This is a genomic window from Nocardia sp. NPDC057227, assembly GCF_042669725.1.
GTDB classification, from domain to species: domain Bacteria; phylum Actinomycetota; class Actinomycetes; order Mycobacteriales; family Mycobacteriaceae; genus Nocardia; species Nocardia asteroides_A.
The window spans coordinates 19,378-36,542 of record NZ_JBHUXA010000020.1; the positions used below are offsets into that span (position 1 = coordinate 19,378).

14 protein-coding genes are annotated in these 17,165 nt (G+C 72.8%); 10 read left to right on the plus strand and 4 right to left on the minus strand.

The features are described 5' to 3' along the window. Positions 1-77: 77 nt before the first annotated feature. Complete coding sequence (locus ACFUJ1_RS24675; RefSeq protein ID WP_378649224.1) at positions 78-395, plus strand: type VII secretion target; 318 nt, start codon at positions 78-80, stop codon at positions 393-395. Then, on the plus strand, positions 392-2,041 hold the full coding sequence (locus ACFUJ1_RS24680) for a hypothetical protein (RefSeq protein ID WP_378649225.1): 1,650 nt from the start codon (positions 392-394) through the stop codon (positions 2,039-2,041). Before ACFUJ1_RS24675 ends, ACFUJ1_RS24680 begins: the two co-directional genes overlap by 4 nt. A 37-nt stretch (positions 2,042-2,078) precedes the next feature. Here ACFUJ1_RS24680 and ACFUJ1_RS24685 read toward each other — a convergent pair whose 3' ends face one another. Both ACFUJ1_RS24685 and ACFUJ1_RS24690 read right to left on the minus strand, forming a co-directional pair. Continuing rightward, entirely contained in the window at positions 2,079-2,606 is a 528-nt protein-coding gene (locus tag ACFUJ1_RS24685) for a hypothetical protein (protein ID WP_378649226.1), read from the minus strand. Positions 2,607-2,660: 54 nt separating this feature from the next. Beyond that, positions 2,661-3,581, minus strand: a complete 921-nt coding sequence (locus ACFUJ1_RS24690) for a neutral zinc metallopeptidase (RefSeq protein ID WP_378649227.1) — start codon at positions 3,579-3,581, stop codon at positions 2,661-2,663. A gap of 166 nt (positions 3,582-3,747) precedes the next feature. Between ACFUJ1_RS24690 and aspS the strand changes: the two genes are divergently transcribed. Then, complete coding sequence (aspS, locus tag ACFUJ1_RS24695) at positions 3,748-5,556, plus strand: aspartate--tRNA ligase (RefSeq protein WP_378649228.1); 1,809 nt, start codon at positions 3,748-3,750, stop codon at positions 5,554-5,556. 109 nt (positions 5,557-5,665) lie between these two features. Here the strand turns inward: aspS and ACFUJ1_RS24700 are convergent, their stop codons facing one another. Next, positions 5,666-6,523 (minus strand): hypothetical protein, encoded by an 858-nt coding sequence (locus ACFUJ1_RS24700; protein WP_378649229.1) that lies wholly within the window; start codon positions 6,521-6,523, stop codon positions 5,666-5,668. 253 nt (positions 6,524-6,776) lie between these two features. On the opposite strand from ACFUJ1_RS24700, the gene ACFUJ1_RS24705 reads away from it, so the two are divergent. From ACFUJ1_RS24705 to ACFUJ1_RS24735, 7 genes are all read left to right on the plus strand, one after another. Further along, positions 6,777-7,946, plus strand: a complete 1,170-nt coding sequence (locus tag ACFUJ1_RS24705; RefSeq protein ID WP_378649230.1) for a phosphotransferase family protein — start codon at positions 6,777-6,779, stop codon at positions 7,944-7,946. Positions 7,947-7,995: 49 nt separating this feature from the next. Beyond that, positions 7,996-9,387 (plus strand): replication-associated recombination protein A, encoded by a 1,392-nt coding sequence (locus ACFUJ1_RS24710; protein ID WP_378649231.1) that lies wholly within the window; start codon positions 7,996-7,998, stop codon positions 9,385-9,387. 11 nt (positions 9,388-9,398) lie between these two features. After that, the gene (alaS, locus tag ACFUJ1_RS24715) at positions 9,399-12,065 is read left to right on the plus strand and encodes an alanine--tRNA ligase (protein WP_378649232.1); all 2,667 of its coding nucleotides are present in this window, start codon (positions 9,399-9,401) and stop codon (positions 12,063-12,065) included. Beyond that, entirely contained in the window at positions 12,065-12,640 is a 576-nt protein-coding gene (gene ruvX, locus ACFUJ1_RS24720; RefSeq protein WP_378649234.1) for a Holliday junction resolvase RuvX, read from the plus strand. The genes alaS and ruvX overlap by 1 nt, the downstream gene beginning before the upstream one ends. Positions 12,641-12,669: 29 nt before the next feature. Next, positions 12,670-14,217 carry an endolytic transglycosylase MltG gene (gene mltG / locus ACFUJ1_RS24725; RefSeq protein ID WP_378649236.1) on the plus strand — a complete coding sequence of 516 codons (1,548 nt, stop codon included), beginning with the start codon at positions 12,670-12,672 and terminating at the stop codon, positions 14,215-14,217. Next, complete coding sequence (locus ACFUJ1_RS24730; RefSeq protein WP_378649238.1) at positions 14,207-15,058, plus strand: shikimate dehydrogenase; 852 nt, start codon at positions 14,207-14,209, stop codon at positions 15,056-15,058. Before mltG ends, ACFUJ1_RS24730 begins: the two co-directional genes overlap by 11 nt. A 104-nt stretch (positions 15,059-15,162) precedes the next feature. Next, a complete protein-coding gene (locus tag ACFUJ1_RS24735) occupies positions 15,163-15,618 on the plus strand; it encodes a B-4DMT family transporter (protein ID WP_378649240.1) in 456 nt (151 codons plus the stop codon). A gap of 87 nt (positions 15,619-15,705) precedes the next feature. On the opposite strand, the gene aroB is transcribed toward ACFUJ1_RS24735, so the two are convergent. Then, positions 15,706-16,824 (minus strand): 3-dehydroquinate synthase, encoded by a 1,119-nt coding sequence (gene aroB, locus ACFUJ1_RS24740; protein ID WP_378649242.1) that lies wholly within the window; start codon positions 16,822-16,824, stop codon positions 15,706-15,708. Positions 16,825-17,165: the final 341 nt, after the last annotated feature.

Genomic DNA, 17,165 nt, shown 5'->3' on the forward strand with positions numbered 1-17,165 from the left:
GGCAGGCTGAATCGGTGCAGGACTCTGCGTTATATTGAGCCGACGAACGTGTACGACGATGTTGGGGGGCAACTCGGATGACCGATCTCTCGGTGGACACCGACGGGGTGCGGGATTTCGCCGCGACGAACGCCGGGGCGGCGGCGCAGATCGCCGGGGCGGGGAATTTCGACGCGGTGGCCAATGTATCCGCGCTGACGCCGGTCTTCGGCCTGATCGGGGCCGACTACCTGGTCATGTTCGCGGCCGCGCAGGTGCTGCAGGCACGCGATATCAACGATCTCTCGGGCAAGGTCGGCAACCTCTCGAACTCCGCGTTCAACGCGGCCGCCGCCTTCGACGGCCAGGAGATCGCCAGCGCGGCCGGGCTCGGCGCGATCGGGGGCGCGCAGTGAGGCCGCTGGACACCGGCGTGATCGGCCCGGCCGCGGAGCCGGAGCAGTACGCGCACGAGGCGCTCACCGCCACCATCGACCCGTCGCACTACGCGATCCAGGACGTGGTGCTGCCGCAGCTGCCCGCCGATCTCGAGCCCGTCGAGGCGCCCGAATTCGTGCTCTCGCAGCGGATCACGGACGAGCCGGGCGGCACCTCGGCGCTGCCTGGCGGGCTGCCCGGGCTCTCCGGCCATGGCACCGGCGACGGCGCGCAGGACCTGCTCGCCGGGCTGCCGCCTGAGGTCGCGAGCGGGGCCGACGCCATGCTCGGCACCGCCACCGGGGCGCTGGACGGCGCGAATCAGCTGGCGCAGCAGGCGAGTTCGGCGCTCGGTGCGGCGGTGGCGCCGGTCGCAGGCGGCGCGCAGCAGGCCGCGCGGGACAGCGGGCTGCTCGGCGGCGACACCGGCGCCGCCGCGGCGCCGCTGCCCGCACTGCCCGCCGACCCGGTCGGCGCGCTGCTCAGCGGGCTCGCGCTGCCCGCGCTGCCCGGCGTCGACCTGCTGATGAAGCCGATCCTGGATCTGCTCGGCAGCTTCGGCACCGGCGTGCTCGGCGCGCTCGACCCGACCGCCGTCCTCAGCGCCTCCTCCAAGGTCATCGACACCGCGATGCAGGTGGCCAAGGGCAGTCTCACGACCGTCGACCAGCTGTGGCAGGGCCAGGCCGCGCGCAACGCGCAGGTGGTGGGGCAGCAGGCGCAGAACCAGGGCACCGAGACCAGCCAGCGCGGGATCGACATCTCCGAGATCACCCAGCGCGCCGCGTCCGCCGTGCAGCAGGGCAACGCGCAGCTGCTCGGCATCGCCTCCTCGCTCGCCGGCCAGGCGGTCGCGCTCGCCCCGGTGATCGTGACCCCGCCCGCGCAGGCGACGCTGATGGCGACCGCCACCGAGCACCTGGGCCAGGCGGTGGCGGTGGCCAACGCCACCCGCGGCGACCTGGCGGGCAAGACGGCCGAGCTCACGGCTGCGGTCAACCAGCTGATCGCGCCCGGCGGCGGGCCCGCGCCGCAGGAGGTGGCGCAGGCGGTGATGCAGAACATCGCCGAGCCGATCATGTCGCAGGCCAAGGACGGGGTGGAGTCGGCGACCACCGCCGCCGGGCTGGACACCCCGACCCTGCCCGGCACGACGCCCGCCTCGACCACCCCGGCCTCGGTGACGCCGAGCGGCACGCCGAGCACCACCCCCGGCACGCCTGGCATCGTGCCCGGCTCGCCGACCCGCTCCGGCACCCCCGGCTACAGCCCGGGGACACCGAGCAGCACCGTGACGCCGAAGGCGGCGACCCCGATGCCGAACGCGGTGGTCTCGCCGATGCGCGGGGTGCCAGGCGTGCCGGGAACCCCGCTGGCCACCGGCGTGCCGAGCACGACGGCGACCTCGACCTCGGGCTCGTCCGGCTTCATGGGCGGTGCGGGCGGCGCGGCGGGCGCGGGGCAGCGCGGCGACGACGAGCACGGCCGGAACGTGCAGCCGTACCAGAGCCGGACCGGCAACGACGACCTCACCGGCCCGCTCGGGGAGTCGACGCCCGAGGTGATCGGGGCGACGCACACCGACGAGCTGTTCGGCACCGACTACGACCAGGACCAGTTCTGAGCCTCCGGGGCGGGCGGGCGCCCGCCCCGGAGGCAGCTCAGCGCTTCTCCTGGAAGGCGTCGAGCACCTTCCGGTAGAGCTGGTCGAAGCGGTCCCGCGCCTTCTTCTGGTCGTCGTTCAGCCCGTCGCTGAAGCCGGGGGCGTAGACGATGGCGTGCACCGCTTCGGCGTCCCGCTCCGGCATGACGTCGATGATGCGCGAGCCCTGGTCGGAGACGGACGGCAGACCGAGGTCCAGCTCCGCCAGCTCCGCCGTCTCGCGCACCGCCGCCTTCAGGACGTCGGCGGGGACCGTTCCCTCGACCTCGTGCGGCGCGGCGTCCGGCCCGCGGTCCGTTGCGATGGCGTCCGGCACCCGCACCGCGCGGCCGTCGGCGTACACCTGTAGCTCCGGGCGCAGGTCAACCCTGGTCTGCCAGCCGTTCGGGATGGCGGTCAGGGTGAGCAGCGGGACGGCGGCGGAGGGTGGCGTCGCGCTCGGCGTCGCGGGCTCGGCGTGTGCCGTGCCCGCCCCGCCGAGCAGGGCGGAGATCAGCAGCACCGGCAGCAGCAGTGCTCGTCGCATCGTGTGTCCTTCTCTCGGAACGGCTTCGGGAGGGTTCCCGGCCGCAGACGATGGTCAGCGCAGAGCAGGGGGGTTGTCCAGGTTTCGCGCCGAATAGGTGTCGCACGCAGCCAACTGGCCGGTTCGGTACCCGGTGAGGAACCACTTCTGCCGCTGGTCCGACGAGCCGTGCGTCCACGCCTCCGGATTGACCCGGCCCTGCGAGGCCCGCTGGATCCGGTCGTCGCCGACGGCCGCCGCCGCGGAGAGCGCGTCCTTGATGTCGGTCTCGGTGAGCGGCTTCAGGAACGGGGTGTCGCTGCCCGGCGCCGGGGTCTTGTCGGCGTAGTGCGCCCAGAGCCCGGCGTAGCAGTCGGCCTGCAGCTCGGTGCGCACCGCGCCGGACTCGGGGCCCTGCGGGTCGTTCTGCGCCCTCGCGATATCGCCGAGCTGGGTCTGGATGTGGTGCCCGACCTCGTGCGCGACGACGTACTCCTGGGCCAGCGGGCCGCCGCTGGAGCCGAACCGGTCCACCAGCTCCTGGAAGAACGAGGTGTCGAAGTAGGCGTTGTTGTCGGCCGGGCAGTAGAACGGGCCGACCTCGCTGGTGGCATTGCCGCAGCCGGTGCTCACCGCGCCGGTGAAGAGCGTCAGCTTCGGCTTCTCGTACTGCGCCCTTGCCTGCGCGGGCAGCTGCTCGGTCCAGACCGCGTCCAGGCTCTGCGCGGTGAGCACCACCCGGCAGTCCACGTAGCGGTTCGCGTCCGCGCCGGTCCTGCAGTGCTCCGGGGTGCCCTCGGTGGCGCTCTGCCCCTCGGTGCCGCCCGCTCCGGTGAACTGGCCGAGGATCGAGCCGGGGTCGCCGCCGAGCAGCAGCGCCAGCACCACCAGGATGATGCCGCCCGCGCCACCGCCGAGCGCGATCTTGCCGCCCCGCCCCGGCCCGCCGCTGGAGGCTCGATTCGGGTCGATCTGCAGGCCCTCGTTGAAGGTCATGTCGTCGCTTTCTGTTCGAACTGCCCGCGCGCCGGTACAGCTTGGCACGGCTATACCCGCTCGGGGTGGACGGATATCGGTTTCCCCTCGCTCGGCGGGTCTCACTACGATGGCTACCGCACTGGTCACGCCCTACCGGTGCCCGGACCCCGTCGAAAGGAACCCCGTGCTGCGCACCCACTTGGCCGGCTCGCTGCGAAGCGAGCACGCCGGCCAGACCGTCACCCTCACCGGATGGGTGGCCCGGCGGCGGGACCACGGCGGCGTGATCTTCATCGATCTGCGCGATGCCTCCGGGGTGGTGCAGGCGGTGTTCCGGCAGGGTGAAGCCGCCGGGCAGGCGCACCGGCTGCGCGCCGAGTACTGCGTGCGGATCACCGGCGCGGTGGAGCAGCGGCCGGACGGCAACGAGAACCCGGAGCTGCCGACCGGCGCGATCGAGATCGACGTCACCGAGCTGGAGGTGCTGAACGAGAGCGCCCCGCTGCCGTTCCAGCTGGACGAGCAGCCCGGCGAGGAAACCCGGCTCAAGTACCGCTACCTCGACCTGCGGCGGGACACTCCCGCGCACGCGATCCGGCTGCGCTCGAAGGCCAACGCCGCCGCCCGCTCGGTGCTGGCGGGGCACGAGTTCATCGAGGTCGAGACGCCGACGCTGACCCGCTCCACGCCCGAGGGCGCGCGCGACTTCCTGGTGCCCGCGCGACTGCAGCCGGGCAGCTTCTACGCCCTGCCGCAGAGCCCGCAGCTCTTCAAGCAGCTGCTCATGGTCGGCGGCATCGAGCGCTACTACCAGATCGCGCGCTGCTACCGGGACGAGGACTTCCGCGCCGACCGGCAGCCCGAGTTCACTCAGCTCGACCTGGAGATGAGCTTCGTCCGGCAGGAGGACGTGATCCTGCTCGCCGAGCAGATCCTGGCCGCGCTGTGGAAGCTGATCGGCTACGAGATCCCGACCCCGATCCCGCACATGACCTACGCCGAGGCCATGCGGCGCTACGGCTCGGACAAGCCGGACCTGCGCTTCGACGTCGAGATCACCGAGTGCGCCGAGTACTTCGCGAACACCCCGTTCCGGGTGTTCCAGGCGCCGTACGTCGGCGCGGTCGTCATGCCTGGCGGCGCGAGCCAGCCGCGGCGGCAGCTGGACGCCTGGCAGGAGTGGGCCAAGCAGCGCGGCGCCAAGGGGCTGGCCTACGTGCTGGTCGGCGCGGACGGCGAGCTGGGCGGGCCGGTGGCCAAGAACCTCAGCGAGCAGGAGCGGGCCGGGCTGGCCGCGCACGTCGGCGCGCAGCCCGGCGACTGCGTCTTCTTCGCGGCCGGGCCGGCCAAGGCGCAGCGCGCGCTGCTCGGCGCGGCGCGCGGCGAGATCGCGCGCAAGGTCGGGCTGATCGACGAGAACGCCTGGTCCTTCGTCTGGATCGTGGACGCCCCGCTCTTCGAGCCCGCCGCCGACGCCACCGCGGGCGGCGACGTCGCGCTCGGGCACTCGGCCTGGACGGCCGTGCACCACGCCTTCACCTCGCCGAAGCCGGAGTCGCTGGAGACCTTCGACACCGACCCGGGCGCGGCGCTCGCCTACGCCTACGACATCGTCTGCAACGGCAACGAGATCGGCGGCGGCAGCATCCGCATCCACCGCCGCGACGTGCAGGAGCGGGTCTTCGCGGTGATGGGCATCGAGCCGGAGGAGGCACGGGAGAAGTTCGGCTTCCTGCTCGATGCCTTCGCCTTCGGCGCCCCGCCGCACGGCGGCATCGCCTTCGGCTGGGACCGGATCGTCGCGCTGCTGGCCGGGCTCGACTCGATCCGCGAGGTCATCGCCTTCCCGAAGACCGGCAACGGCGTCGACCCGCTCACCGACGCGCCCGCCCCGATCACCCCGCAGCAGCGCAGGGAGGCCGGGCTGGACGCCAAGCCGGAGAAGGACAAGGCGAAGGGCAACGGCGTCGCCGCTGCCGCCCAGCAGAACTGAGCGCGAACGGGCGGCGGTCAACGGTGACCGCCGCCCGTTCGGGCACACCGGGGGAGTGCGCGCCACCATGAGCGTGCGGATCGCTGCCTTCTCGCGACCGGTGACCGGGTCACACGGGCGAGAGCGCGCCGCCCGTGAGCGTGCGGAACGCGTAGGTCACCGCGAGGGTGGCGATCGGGAATGCGACGAGCAGCCCGAGCCCGCAGGCCAGGAACCCGAGCAGCGTGATCACCAGCACGGCCAGCGTCAGCAGCACGACCGGCCAGAGGTTGCCGACCACCAGCCCCGCGCTGGCCCGCAGCGCGGCGAACGGTCCGAGGTCCTGGTCGATCACGAAGTGCAGCGCGAACATGCACAGCACGCCCACCACGATCCCGGGCAGCAGGCAGAACGCCGAGGCCAGCAGGGTCAGGGTGAAGGCGAGCAGCGCGGTGAGCACCACGTTGCCGGTGTTCAGGTACTGGAAGAACGCCCCGAAAGTGGGCCGGTGCCCGTCGCATTCGTAGAGCGCGCCGCGGATCATGGCCGCCTGCAGCACCCAGACGCCGACGATCAGCACCAGGAACAGCAGCAGCACGGCGAAGAGCGAGGTCGGTTCGAAGACCCGGACCACGAGCACGAACACCAGGTAGAGCAGGACGCCGAGCGCCGAGATCGCGATCCAGGTCGGCATGTCGGCGCGGAACTTCTCCCAGCCGTAGCTGATCGCCCGCCCGACGTCCAGCGCCTCCGGCGCGCGGTTCTCGTAGCCGTACTGCGGCCGGTCGTCCGGGTAGGCGCTGGCGCCGGAGCCGCTGTACATCTGCTCGGTGGGGTCCGGCCCGGTGCCTTGCGGGCCGTATGCCGGGCCCCCGTATCCCGGACCGTCCGGTCCGGGATCGTAACCGGGGGGCGCGGGTTGCGGCGCGGAGTGCTTCGGCCCGGTACCCTGAGGCTGCGAGCCGGGCTGGCCGTAACTGTCGGTCATCGTCCGGAGACCCTTTCGACGCGGGGGCGGTGGCGGCGGAATGCCAAGCCTACGCGGAGATGGTGTGCCCACGCCGAAGGTCGGATCATGGTGTGCCACACCGTGGTCGAGATCGTGACAACCCGACTCGCGCGGGCGATGTCAAGCACGGCGGCGCGTGTCGCGCGGTCGCCGTGCGGGACACGCCGGGCGACGCGGAAAGGTTGTCGAACCGCTCGCTGAAAGTGACCCGATGCGAGTACTTTGAGAGACGATGACCGCACTATTGGCCGAACGCGCCGCCGAAGTCGTGGCCGCAGCGCAACATTTGCTCACGAAGCGAATGGGCGCTCCGGTGAAGCTGAGTGACCCGACCGAACTCGGCGGGAGCGGCAGAACCACGGTTCTGCGGGTCCGCGTCGCGGAGAACGCCTTCTCCCTACCGCGCACGCTGATCGTCAAGCAGGTGAACGGCTCCGGTGCGCCCGGCGTGCCGGGCAGCGTGGTGCCCGGAGTCGTCGGCAGCGACTCCGCCTTCCTGCGCGAAGCCGTCTCCTACCAGTTCACCACCGCGCTGAGCCGGGAGCACCGCCCCGGCGCCTACCTGGTCGCCTACGACCTGCCCGCCCGGCTGCTGATCCTCAGCGACCTCGGCGAGAACGCCAAGATGACCCATGTGCTGCGCGCGGGCACCCAGACCGCCACGCACAACAGCCTGATGGCGTACGCGCAGGCGCTCGGCCGGATGCACGCCGCGACCGTCGGCCGGGAGGCCGATTTCGTCGCGCTGCTGCGCCGGGTCGACGTGGTGCACCGGATGGACGGCATCGCCCAGCAGGCGCAGGCCGCCGTCTCCGAGGTGCCCGGCATGCTCGAGCGCGAGCTCGGCGTCGACGTGCCCGGCGAGATCGCCGAGCGCATCGTGCGCGGCAACCGGCTCTTCAGCGCCGGCCGCTTCCGCGCCTTCAGCCCCTCGGACCTGTGCCCGGACAACGTCATCCTGAACGAGGAGGGCGCGCGGTTCCTCGACTACGAGTGGGGCGGCTTCCGGGACGCCTCGCTGGATGTCGCGTACGCGCTGGTCTCCTTCCCCGGCTGCCTCTGCGACATCGAGCTCTCCCGCAAGCGGGGGCAGCAGATGATCGAGGCCTGGCGCTCCGAGGTGGTCGGGGTCTGGCCCGCGCTCGCCGACGACGCGATGCTGGCCGAGCGGATCCTGGAGGCCAGGCTCATCTGGGTGTGGCTGAGCACCTACTGGTTCCTGCCCGTCGACCACCAGCGGATCGCCGCCGCCCGCCAGCACGGCCTCTCGGTGCCGCGCTCGGAGGCGCTGATCAACCGGTGGGCCGCGCTGGCCGAGGATGCCCGCTGCATCGGCGACGACCACGTCGGCGACTTCGCCGAGCGGGTCTCCGCGACGCTGGAGGAGCGCTGGTCGGTCTGACCGCTCGGCTCGCGGAGCCGCGTCCGACCCGGCCGGTACGGTCGAACCCATGAGCGAAGGGCTGTTCGACGTGCCCGGATCGGCGGCCGCCGAGCCGGAATTCGCCGCGGTCGAATTCCGCGGTGCGGGCGACCTGGTTCCGCTCGCCGTCCGGATGCGCCCGGAGACGCTGGACGAGGTGGTCGGCCAGCAGCACCTGCTCGGCCCCGGCTCCCCGCTGCGCCGCCTGGTCGAGGGCTCCGGTGCGGCATCGGTGCTGCTCTACGGCCCGCCGGGGACCGGGAAGACCACACTCGCCTCGCTGGTCTCCACCGCGACCGGCCGCCGCTTCGAGGCGCTCTCCGCGCTGTCGGCCGGGGTCAAGGAGGTGCGCGGCGTCATCGAGCTGGCCAGGCGCAGGCTCACCGCGGGGGAGCAGACCGTGCTCTTCATCGACGAGGTGCACCGGTTCTCCCGGACCCAGCAGGACGCGCTGCTCGCCGCCGTGGAGAACCGGATCGTGCTGCTGGTCGGCGCCACCACCGAGAACCCCTCCTTCTCCGTCGTCTCGCCGCTGCTCTCCCGCTCGCTGGTGCTGCAGCTGCGCCCGCTCACCCCGGACGACATCCGCGCGGTGCTGCGGCGCGCGCTCGCCGACCCGCGCGGCCTCGCCGGTGCCCACACCGTCACCGACGAGGCCATGGAGCACCTGGTGCGGATCGCGGCCGGCGATGCCAGGCGCGCGCTCACCGCGCTGGAGGCGGCGACCTCGTCGGCCACCGGGGGCACCGTCGACCTGGCGCTGGTCGAGGCCAGCGTGGACGAGGCCGCCGTGCGCTACGACCGCGCCGGCGACCAGCACTACGACGTGATCAGCGCGTTCATCAAGTCCATCCGGGGCTCCGACGTGGACGCCGCGCTGCACTACCTGGCCCGGATGATCAGCGCGGGCGAGGACCCGCGGTTCATCGCGCGCAGGCTCGTCGTGCACGCCAGCGAGGACGTCGGCATGGCCGACCCCACCGCGCTGCAGACCGCGATCGCCGCCGCGCAGGCCGTGCAGCTGATCGGCATGCCGGAGGCCAAGCTGGCGCTGGCCCAGGCCACCATCCACCTGGCGACCGCGCCGAAATCCGGGGCGGTGGTCGCGGCGATCGGCGCGGCGCTCTCCGACGTCGGGGCGGGCAAGGCCGGTTCGGTGCCGCCGCACCTGCGCGACGGGCACTACGCGGGCGCCGCCGGGCTCGGCAACGCGCAGGGGTACCGCTACCCGCACGACCACCCCGGCGGGGTGCTCGCGCAGCAGTACCCGCCGGACGAGCTGGTCGGCGTCGACTACTACGCGCCGACCGAGCACGGCGCCGAGCGCGAGGTCGCCGCCAGGGTCGGAAAACTGCGCCGGATCGTGCGCGGGCTGCGCACCGGGCCGGGCAGCGGAAAATCGGATGAACCGGGCCGGTAGGCTGGACTTCCGTGCAGACCCACGACATCCGACGGCGCTTCCTGGACCATTTCGTCCGTGCCGGACACACCGAGGTGCCGAGCGCCTCGCTGATCCTGGCGGACCCCAACCTGCTGTTCGTGAACGCGGGAATGGTGCAGTTCAAGCCGTACTTCCTGGGGCAGGAGGAGCCGCCCTACCCGCGCGCGACCAGCGTCCAGAAGTGCGTGCGGACCGGTGACATCGACGAGGTCGGCATCACCACGCGGCACAACACCTTCTTCCAGATGGCGGGCAACTTCTCCTTCGGTGACTACTTCAAGGAGCAGGCCATCGGCTTCGCCTGGGAGCTGATCACCAAGTCGCAGGAGCAGGGCGGCTACGGCTTCGACCCGGAGCGGATCTGGGTCACCGCCTACGAGTCCGACCCCGAGGCCGCCGAGATCTGGCAGCGGGTCGCCGGGATCCCGGCCGAGCGGATCCAGTTCCGCGACGGCAAGGACAACTACTGGGACATGGGGGTACCCGGCCCGGGCGGCCCGTGCTCGGAGATCTACTACGACCGCGGCCCCGCCTACGGCCGCGACGGCGGCCCGGTCGCCGACGAGGATCGCTACATCGAGATCTGGAACCTCGTCTTCATGCAGGACATCCGCGGTGACCGGAGCCCCAAGCAGGGCCACCCGCCGATCGGCACGCTGCCGAAGAAGAACATCGACACCGGCATGGGCGTCGAGCGGATCGCCATGCTGCTGCAGGGCGTCGAGAACGTCTACGAGACCGACCTGCTGCGCCCGATCATCGCCAAGGCCGAGCAGCTCACCGGCCGTGGCTACGGCGCCGATCCCGGCGACGACGTGCGCTTCCGGGTGATCGCCGACCACGCGCGCAGCTCCGCCATGCTCATCTCGGACGGGGTGAACCCGGGCAACGACGGCCGCGGCTACGTGCTGCGCAGGCTGCTGCGCCGGATCGTGCGCTCGGCCCGGCTGCTCGGCGCCGAGAAGCCGGTGATGGCCGAGCTGATCACCGTCGTCTCCGAGCTCATGGCGCCCTCGTACCCGGAGCTCGGCACCGACTTCCGCCGGATCGAGACCGTCTCCGTCGGCGAGGAGACCGCCTTCCTCAAGACCCTGAGCACCGGCTCCACCCTGTTCGACACCGCCGTCACCGAGGTGAAGGCGAAGGGCAGCAGCACGATTCCCGGCTCCGAGGCGTTCACCCTGCACGACACCTACGGCTTCCCGATCGACCTCACCCTGGAGATGGCCGCCGAGGCCGGGCTCAGCGTGGACGAGGCGGGATTCCGCTCGCTCATGGCCGAGCAGCGGCAGCGCGCCAAGGACGACGCGGCCGCCCGCAAGCACGCGCACGCCGACCTCAGCGTCTACAAGGAGCTGATCGATCGCAGCGCCACCGAGTTCACCGGCTTCGCCGAGCTGACCTCCGAGGCCACCGTGCTCGCGCTGCTGGCCGACGGGGTCCGGGTACCGGTCGCCTCCGAGGGGCAGCAGGTCGAGGTGATCCTGGATCGCAGCCCGCTCTACGCGGAGTCCGGCGGGCAGATCGCCGACCGCGGCACCATCACCGCCACCGGGCTCCGGCTGCGCGTCGACGACGTGCAGAAGATCGCCAAGAAGCTGTGGGTGCACAAGGGGACCGTCGAGCAGGGCGCCGTCACCGAGGGCGACGTGGTGCTCGCCCAGGCCGACCCGGCCTGGCGCCGCGGCGCCACCCAGGGCCACTCCGGCACGCACATGGTGCACGCCGCGCTGCGCCAGGTGCTCGGCCCGAACGCGGTGCAGGCCGGCTCCCTGAACAAGCCCGGCTACCTGCGCTTCGACTTCAACTGGCAGGGCCAGCTCTCCGAGCAGCAGCGCGCCGACATCGAGGCGGTCTCCAACGACGGGGTCGGCGCCGACTTCCCGGTGAACACCTTCGTCACCGACCTGACCGAGGCCAAGCGGATGGGCGCGCTCGCGCTCTTCGGCGAGAACTACGGCTCCGAGGTGCGCGTCGTCGAGATCGGCGGCCCGTTCTCGATGGAGCTCTGCGGCGGCACGCACGTGCAGCACTCCTCGCAGATCGGCCCGATCACGCTGCTCGGCGAGGCCTCGGTCGGCTCCGGCGTGCGCCGCGTCGAGGCCTTCGTCGGGCTGGACTCGTATCGGTACCTGGCCAAGGAGCGGGCGCTGCTGGCCGGCGTCGCCTCCTCGCTCAAGGTGCCCTCCGACGAGGTGCCCGCCCGGGTCGAGCAGCTCGTGGAGCGGCTCAAGGTGGCGGAGAAGGAGCTGGAGCGCAACCGCACCGCCGCCGTGCTGGCGAGCGCGGCCACCTTCGCCGAGCGGGCCGAGCGGGTCGGCTCGGTGCTGCTGGTCGCGGCCGCGGCGCCCGCGGGCATCGGCGGCGGCGACCTGCGCACCCTGGCCACCGACATCAAGGGCAGGCTCGGCAGCGAGCCCGGCGTGGTGGTGCTGCTCGGCAACGCCGACGGCAAGGTGCCGTTCGTGGTCGCGGTGAACAAGCCCGCCCAGGAACTCGGCATCAAGGCCGGTGACCTGGTGGCCGGCTTCGGCCCGAGCATCGCGGGCCGCGGCGGCGGCAAGCCGGAGATGGCGCAGGGCTCCGGCTCCGACCCGTCGGGCATCGAGGCAGGTCTCGCCGCCGTGCGCGGCCGGGTGGGTGAACTCGCCGGCTGATGGCTGATTCCCAACGGCACGGGCCGCAGGCGGGCGCCCGCCCCGCCGACCGGCCGGATCCGGCGAGCGACCCCGGTCGCGGCAGGCGGGTCGGCATCGACGTCGGCAGCGTGCGCGTCGGCGTGGCCTCCAGCGACCCGGACGGCATCCTCGCGACCCCGGTGGAGACCGTGGCGCGGGCGAAGGGGCCGGGCTCGGATTCCGCCACGGCGCCGGATATCACGCGGTTAGCCGAGATTGTGCGGGAGTATGAAGCGGTCGAGGTGATCGTCGGGCTGCCCCGGACATTACGGGGGGAGAACGGCGCGTCGGCCGCCGTGGCCATCGCGTACGCGGATCGGTTGCGGGAAGCGGTCCAACCGGTTCCCGTCCGACTCTCCGACGAACGGTTGACTACCGTGTCAGCTGCACGTGCATTGCGAGACAGCGGGGTTCGCGCACGCGGCAGCCGACGGGTGATCGACCAGGCGGCGGCGGTGGCGATCCTGCAGGGTTGGTTGGACGAACGGAGCTCGGTGGTGAAGTCGGTCGAACGCACGGTGGGACCCGATGGCGAGGTGCCGCCGCATGTCTGACCGCCCGAGCCGGGGGAAGGCGTCCCGGCATGTCTGAGCGCTGGGCGCGGGCCGAGGAGCGCTACCGCCAGAAGGAGGCCGAGCGCCGCTACAAGCGCAGGGCCCCCGCGGCCGCCGAACCCGAGTGGGACGGCTACGACGACGAGACCAGGGTCATCCCCCGCTACGACGACCAGCTGCCGGGCGGCTACCCCGACGAGCCGTACCAGGCGGGCGCCTACCCCGGCGACGGGGTCTACCCGGACGACCCGCCCGGCCACGCCGACCCCGAGCACTACCCGGACGAGGAGCCGCCGCGCCGCGGCCCGCGCAAGCCGCGCCCCGCGGGCGAGTCCAGGCAGCGCCGCGACGACGAGGAGACGGGGACCCGCGCGCGGCGCGGGCCCGGCCGCTCCGGTCGCAAGTCCTCCCGGATCGCCTCCCGCAAGGCCGAGGAGCGCAAGCGCCGCAGGCGCAACTTCTGGCTGATCGGCGCGCTCTTCGCGGTGTTGGTGGTGGCCGCGGTCGGCTACGTCGGGAGCAAGCTGATCGGCGGTTACACCCCGGCCGAGGATTTCGCCGGCCCCGCGGGCGACCCGGTGGTGGTCGAGGTGAAGTCCGGCGACACCGCGACCCAGATCGCCGCCTCCATGTACGACAAGGGCGTGGTCGCGAGCAGCGCCGCCTTCTACGAGGCGGCCGTGCAGAACGCCGCGATGAGCGGCGTGCAGCCCGGCTTCTACGCCATTCCCAGCCGCAGCCCGGCCGCGGCTGCCGTCGCCGAGCTGGTCGGCGGCGCGAGCCGGGTCGGCAACGTGGTGATCTCCGAGGGCAGGCAGCTGCACGATCAGCACGACGTGAACACCACCGCCCGCAAGGAGGGCATCTACACCAAGATCGCCGCGGCCAGCTGCGTCGGCACCACGCCGAAATGCGTGACCTACGAGCAGCTCGACGCCGCGGGCGCCTCCGCCGACCTGGCCGCGCTCGGCGTCCCGGAGTGGGCGCGGGAGGCGGTGCGCGAGGTCCCGGACCGGCAGCGCCAGCTGGAGGGGCTGATCATGGCGGGCTCGCTCGACTTCGATCCCAGCGGCACCCCGGAGCAGATCCTGGCGCAGCTGGTGAGTACGAGCGCGCGCAGCTACGAGGCCTCCGGGCTGCTGCAATCCGGCGCCACCAACCAGCTCACCCCCTACGAGACGCTGATCGCGGCCTCGCTGGTGGAGCGCGAGGCGCTGCCCCAGGACATGGGCAAGGTGGCAAGGGTGATCGTGAACCGGCTGAAGGTGGACCAGCCGCTGCAGTTCGACTCGACGGTGAACTACGCACTGGACAAGACCGAGGTGGCCACCACCGACGCGGACCGGGCCACCAAGACCCCGTGGAACACCTACGCCATGTCCGGGCTGCCCGCCACCCCGATCTCCTCGCCCTCGCTGGAGGCGCTGAAGGCGATGGAGAACCCGACGCCCGGTGTGTGGCTGTACTTCGTGACCATCGACCAGAAGGGCACCACGCTCTTCACCGAGTCCTACGCGGAGCACCTGCGCAATATCGACCGCGCCCTGGAGAGCGGGATCCTCGACAGTGGGCGCTGACGGCGGCCGTGCCCCCGCGGCCGGAAGTGTGCGGCGCGCCGCCGTGCTGGGCAGTCCGATCGCGCACTCGCGCTCGCCGCAGCTGCACCTGGCCGCCTACCGCGCACTCGGGCTGGACTGGAGCTACGAGCGGATCGAGTGCGATGCCGCCGCGCTGCCCGGGCTGGTCGCCGGGCTCGGATCGGAGTGGGCCGGGCTCTCGGTGACCATGCCCGGCAAGGAAGCGGCGCTGGCCGTCGCCGATTCGCGCACGGATCGTGCCGTGCTGGTCGGCTCCGCGAACACCCTGGTGCGGACCGCGGCCGGGTGGCGGGCCGACTGCACCGACGTCGACGGGGTCGCCGGGGCGTTGCGCGAGGCCGGGGTGGCGGCGGTCGAGCGGGCCGTGGTGCTCGGCGCCGGTGGAACCGCCCGCCCCGCTCTGCTGGCGCTCCGCGATCTCGGTGCGTCCGAGGTGACCGTGGTGGCCCGCGACGCGGGCCGGGCCGCCGGCGCGCTGGAGTTGGCGGAGCGGCTCGGGCTGCGCGCCGCGTACACCGACTTCCGGCTCGACGTGCTGCGCGAGCGCTGCGGCGGCGCCGACGTCGTGATCAGCACCGTGCCCGCCGACGCGGCAGGCGCGGTCGCGGCCGCCGTGGCTCGGGCGCCGGTCGTGCTGGACGCGCTCTACCACCCGTGGCCGACCCCGCTCGCGAGCGCCGTCTCGGCCGCGGGGCACACCGTGGTGAGCGGGCTGGAGATGCTGCTGAATCAGGCTTTCGGTCAGGTCGAGCAGTTCACGGGGCAGCGGGCGCCGCGCGCGGCCATGCGCGCCGCGCTCGCCGCGACCCTCGCGGGCTGACCTGTTCCGCCCGTCTCGGACACCCCGGACCGGGCGACCCCGGCATTTCCGCAGGAGCGGTACGGTGCCTTGGTTATGGTGATGGGCATGAACGGTAGGTGGACATGAACACATGGGTGCTGCGCGCGGTGGTTCTCGGCGCGCTGGTGGTGTTCCTGCGGGCCGTCCTCGGCTTCGCGATGGTGAACTGGCCCACCCACGGCGGAGTGCTGCGGCTGCTCTGCCTGCTGGTGCTGCTGGCGGCGGTCGTCGCCTGGGGTGTGCTGGACGGCAGGGCCGATCGCGCGCGCATCGAGCGCGGCGGCGAGGGCGCCGACCTGACCATGCGCTGGCTGCGGGCCGCGCTGGCAGGCGGGATCGGCAGCGGCCTGGTGTCCTGGATCCTCGACCTGCTGCCCCGGTTCGACCTCGGGGACAACGGGCTGCTCTTCGAGCTGACCGCGGGGGCCGCGTTCATCGTGCTGCTGATCTTCGTGCCCGCGCTGATCGGCGGCGCGATCGGCCGCCGGGCCGGTGGTGGTCGCAAGGCCGGCGCCCAGCCGCAGGCCGCGCACGCATAGTTTCGCCGCGCCCGGCCGAGAGCACTCGGCAGGGGCAGGTGGCGTTCGTCCAGAGGGGCGGTCCCGGGAGGGGCCGCCCCTTCGGCGTCAGAGCAGGACGGCGCCGTTGTTCGGCGTGGGCTGCTTGGCGACCACCGAGTAGGCGGCGGCGAGCAGCGCCGGGTCCGGCCCCTCGAGGCGGCCCGGTTTGGCCGGCCCGTCCAGTACCACGAAGCGCAGTACCCCGGAGCGGGTCTTCTTGTCGGTCTGCATGTGCTCGAGCAGTTGCGGCAGCGCGTCCGCGTCGTATCCGGTTGGCAGCCCGAGCGCGGCCAGGATGCTGCGGTGCCGGTCGGCGGTGGCATCGTCGAGGCGCCCGGCCAGCCTGCCCAGTTCGGCGGCGAAGACCAGCCCGACCGAGACGGCGGCACCGTGCCGCCAGCGGTAGCGCTCGCGGCGCTCGATGGCGTGGCCGAGGGTGTGGCCGTAGTTCAGGATCTCCCGCAGCCCGGCCTCCCTGAGGTCGGTGCCGACCACGTCCGCCTTCACCTGGATGGAGCGGCGGATCAGCTCGGGCAGCACGTCGCCGGTGGGGTCGAGCGCGGCCTGCGGGTCGGCCTCGATGAGGTCGAGGATCACCGGGTCGGCGATGAACCCGGTCTTCACGATCTCGGCCATACCGGCCACGATCTCGTTGCGCGGCACCGTCTCCAGCGTCACCAGGTCGACCAGGACGGCGGCGGGCTCGTGGAAGCTGCCGACCAGGTTCTTGCCCGCCTCGGTGTTGATGCCGGTCTTCCCGCCGACCGCGGCGTCCACCATGGCCAGCAGCGTCGTCGGCACGTGCACGATGCGCACCCCGCGCATCCAGGTGGCGGCGACGAAACCGGCCAGGTCGGTGGCGGCGCCGCCACCCAGGCTGACCACGACGTCGTTGCGGGTCAGCCCGATCCGGCCGAGCACCTCCCAGCAGAACCCGGCCACCGCGAGGTCCTTGCCCGCCTCGGCGTCCGGGATCTCGATCCGGTGCGCGTCCACCCCGCTCTCGGCGATCGCGGCGCGTACCGCCTCCGCGGTCTCGGCCAGCGGCGGCTGGTGGAAGATCGCCACCGAGCGGACGCCGCCGCCCGCGGTGACGGACTCGACGAGTTCGCCGAGCAGCCCGCGGCCGACGATCACCTCGTACGGGTCGGCGGTGCGGACCTGGAGACGGATCGGCTCTGTCACGTGTGCTCCGAATCTGTGCGTGTGGTCTGAAGGCGGTTGCGGCCGCGGCCGCGCCGGGCCCTGGCGCGCCGCGCCCGCCCGCCGCCCTCGGCGGACGATGTGCCGGTGGCGGCCGGGTCGGCGGATCCCCCGGAAGACGACTCTCCGGCATCCCCGGCCCGAGCCGAGTCCCGGTTTCCGGTGCCGCGGGCATGAGCGGCGTCGGGATTTCCGGCGGCTCCGGCTCGTCCGGCCGTGCCGGAGTCGCCCGGCGCGTCGGCTCCGGTCGTGGTGCCGCCGTCGGAGGTGGCCTCCGGCCGGCGCCCGGTGGCGGTGACCCGACGTCTGCGGCGCCGCCGCCG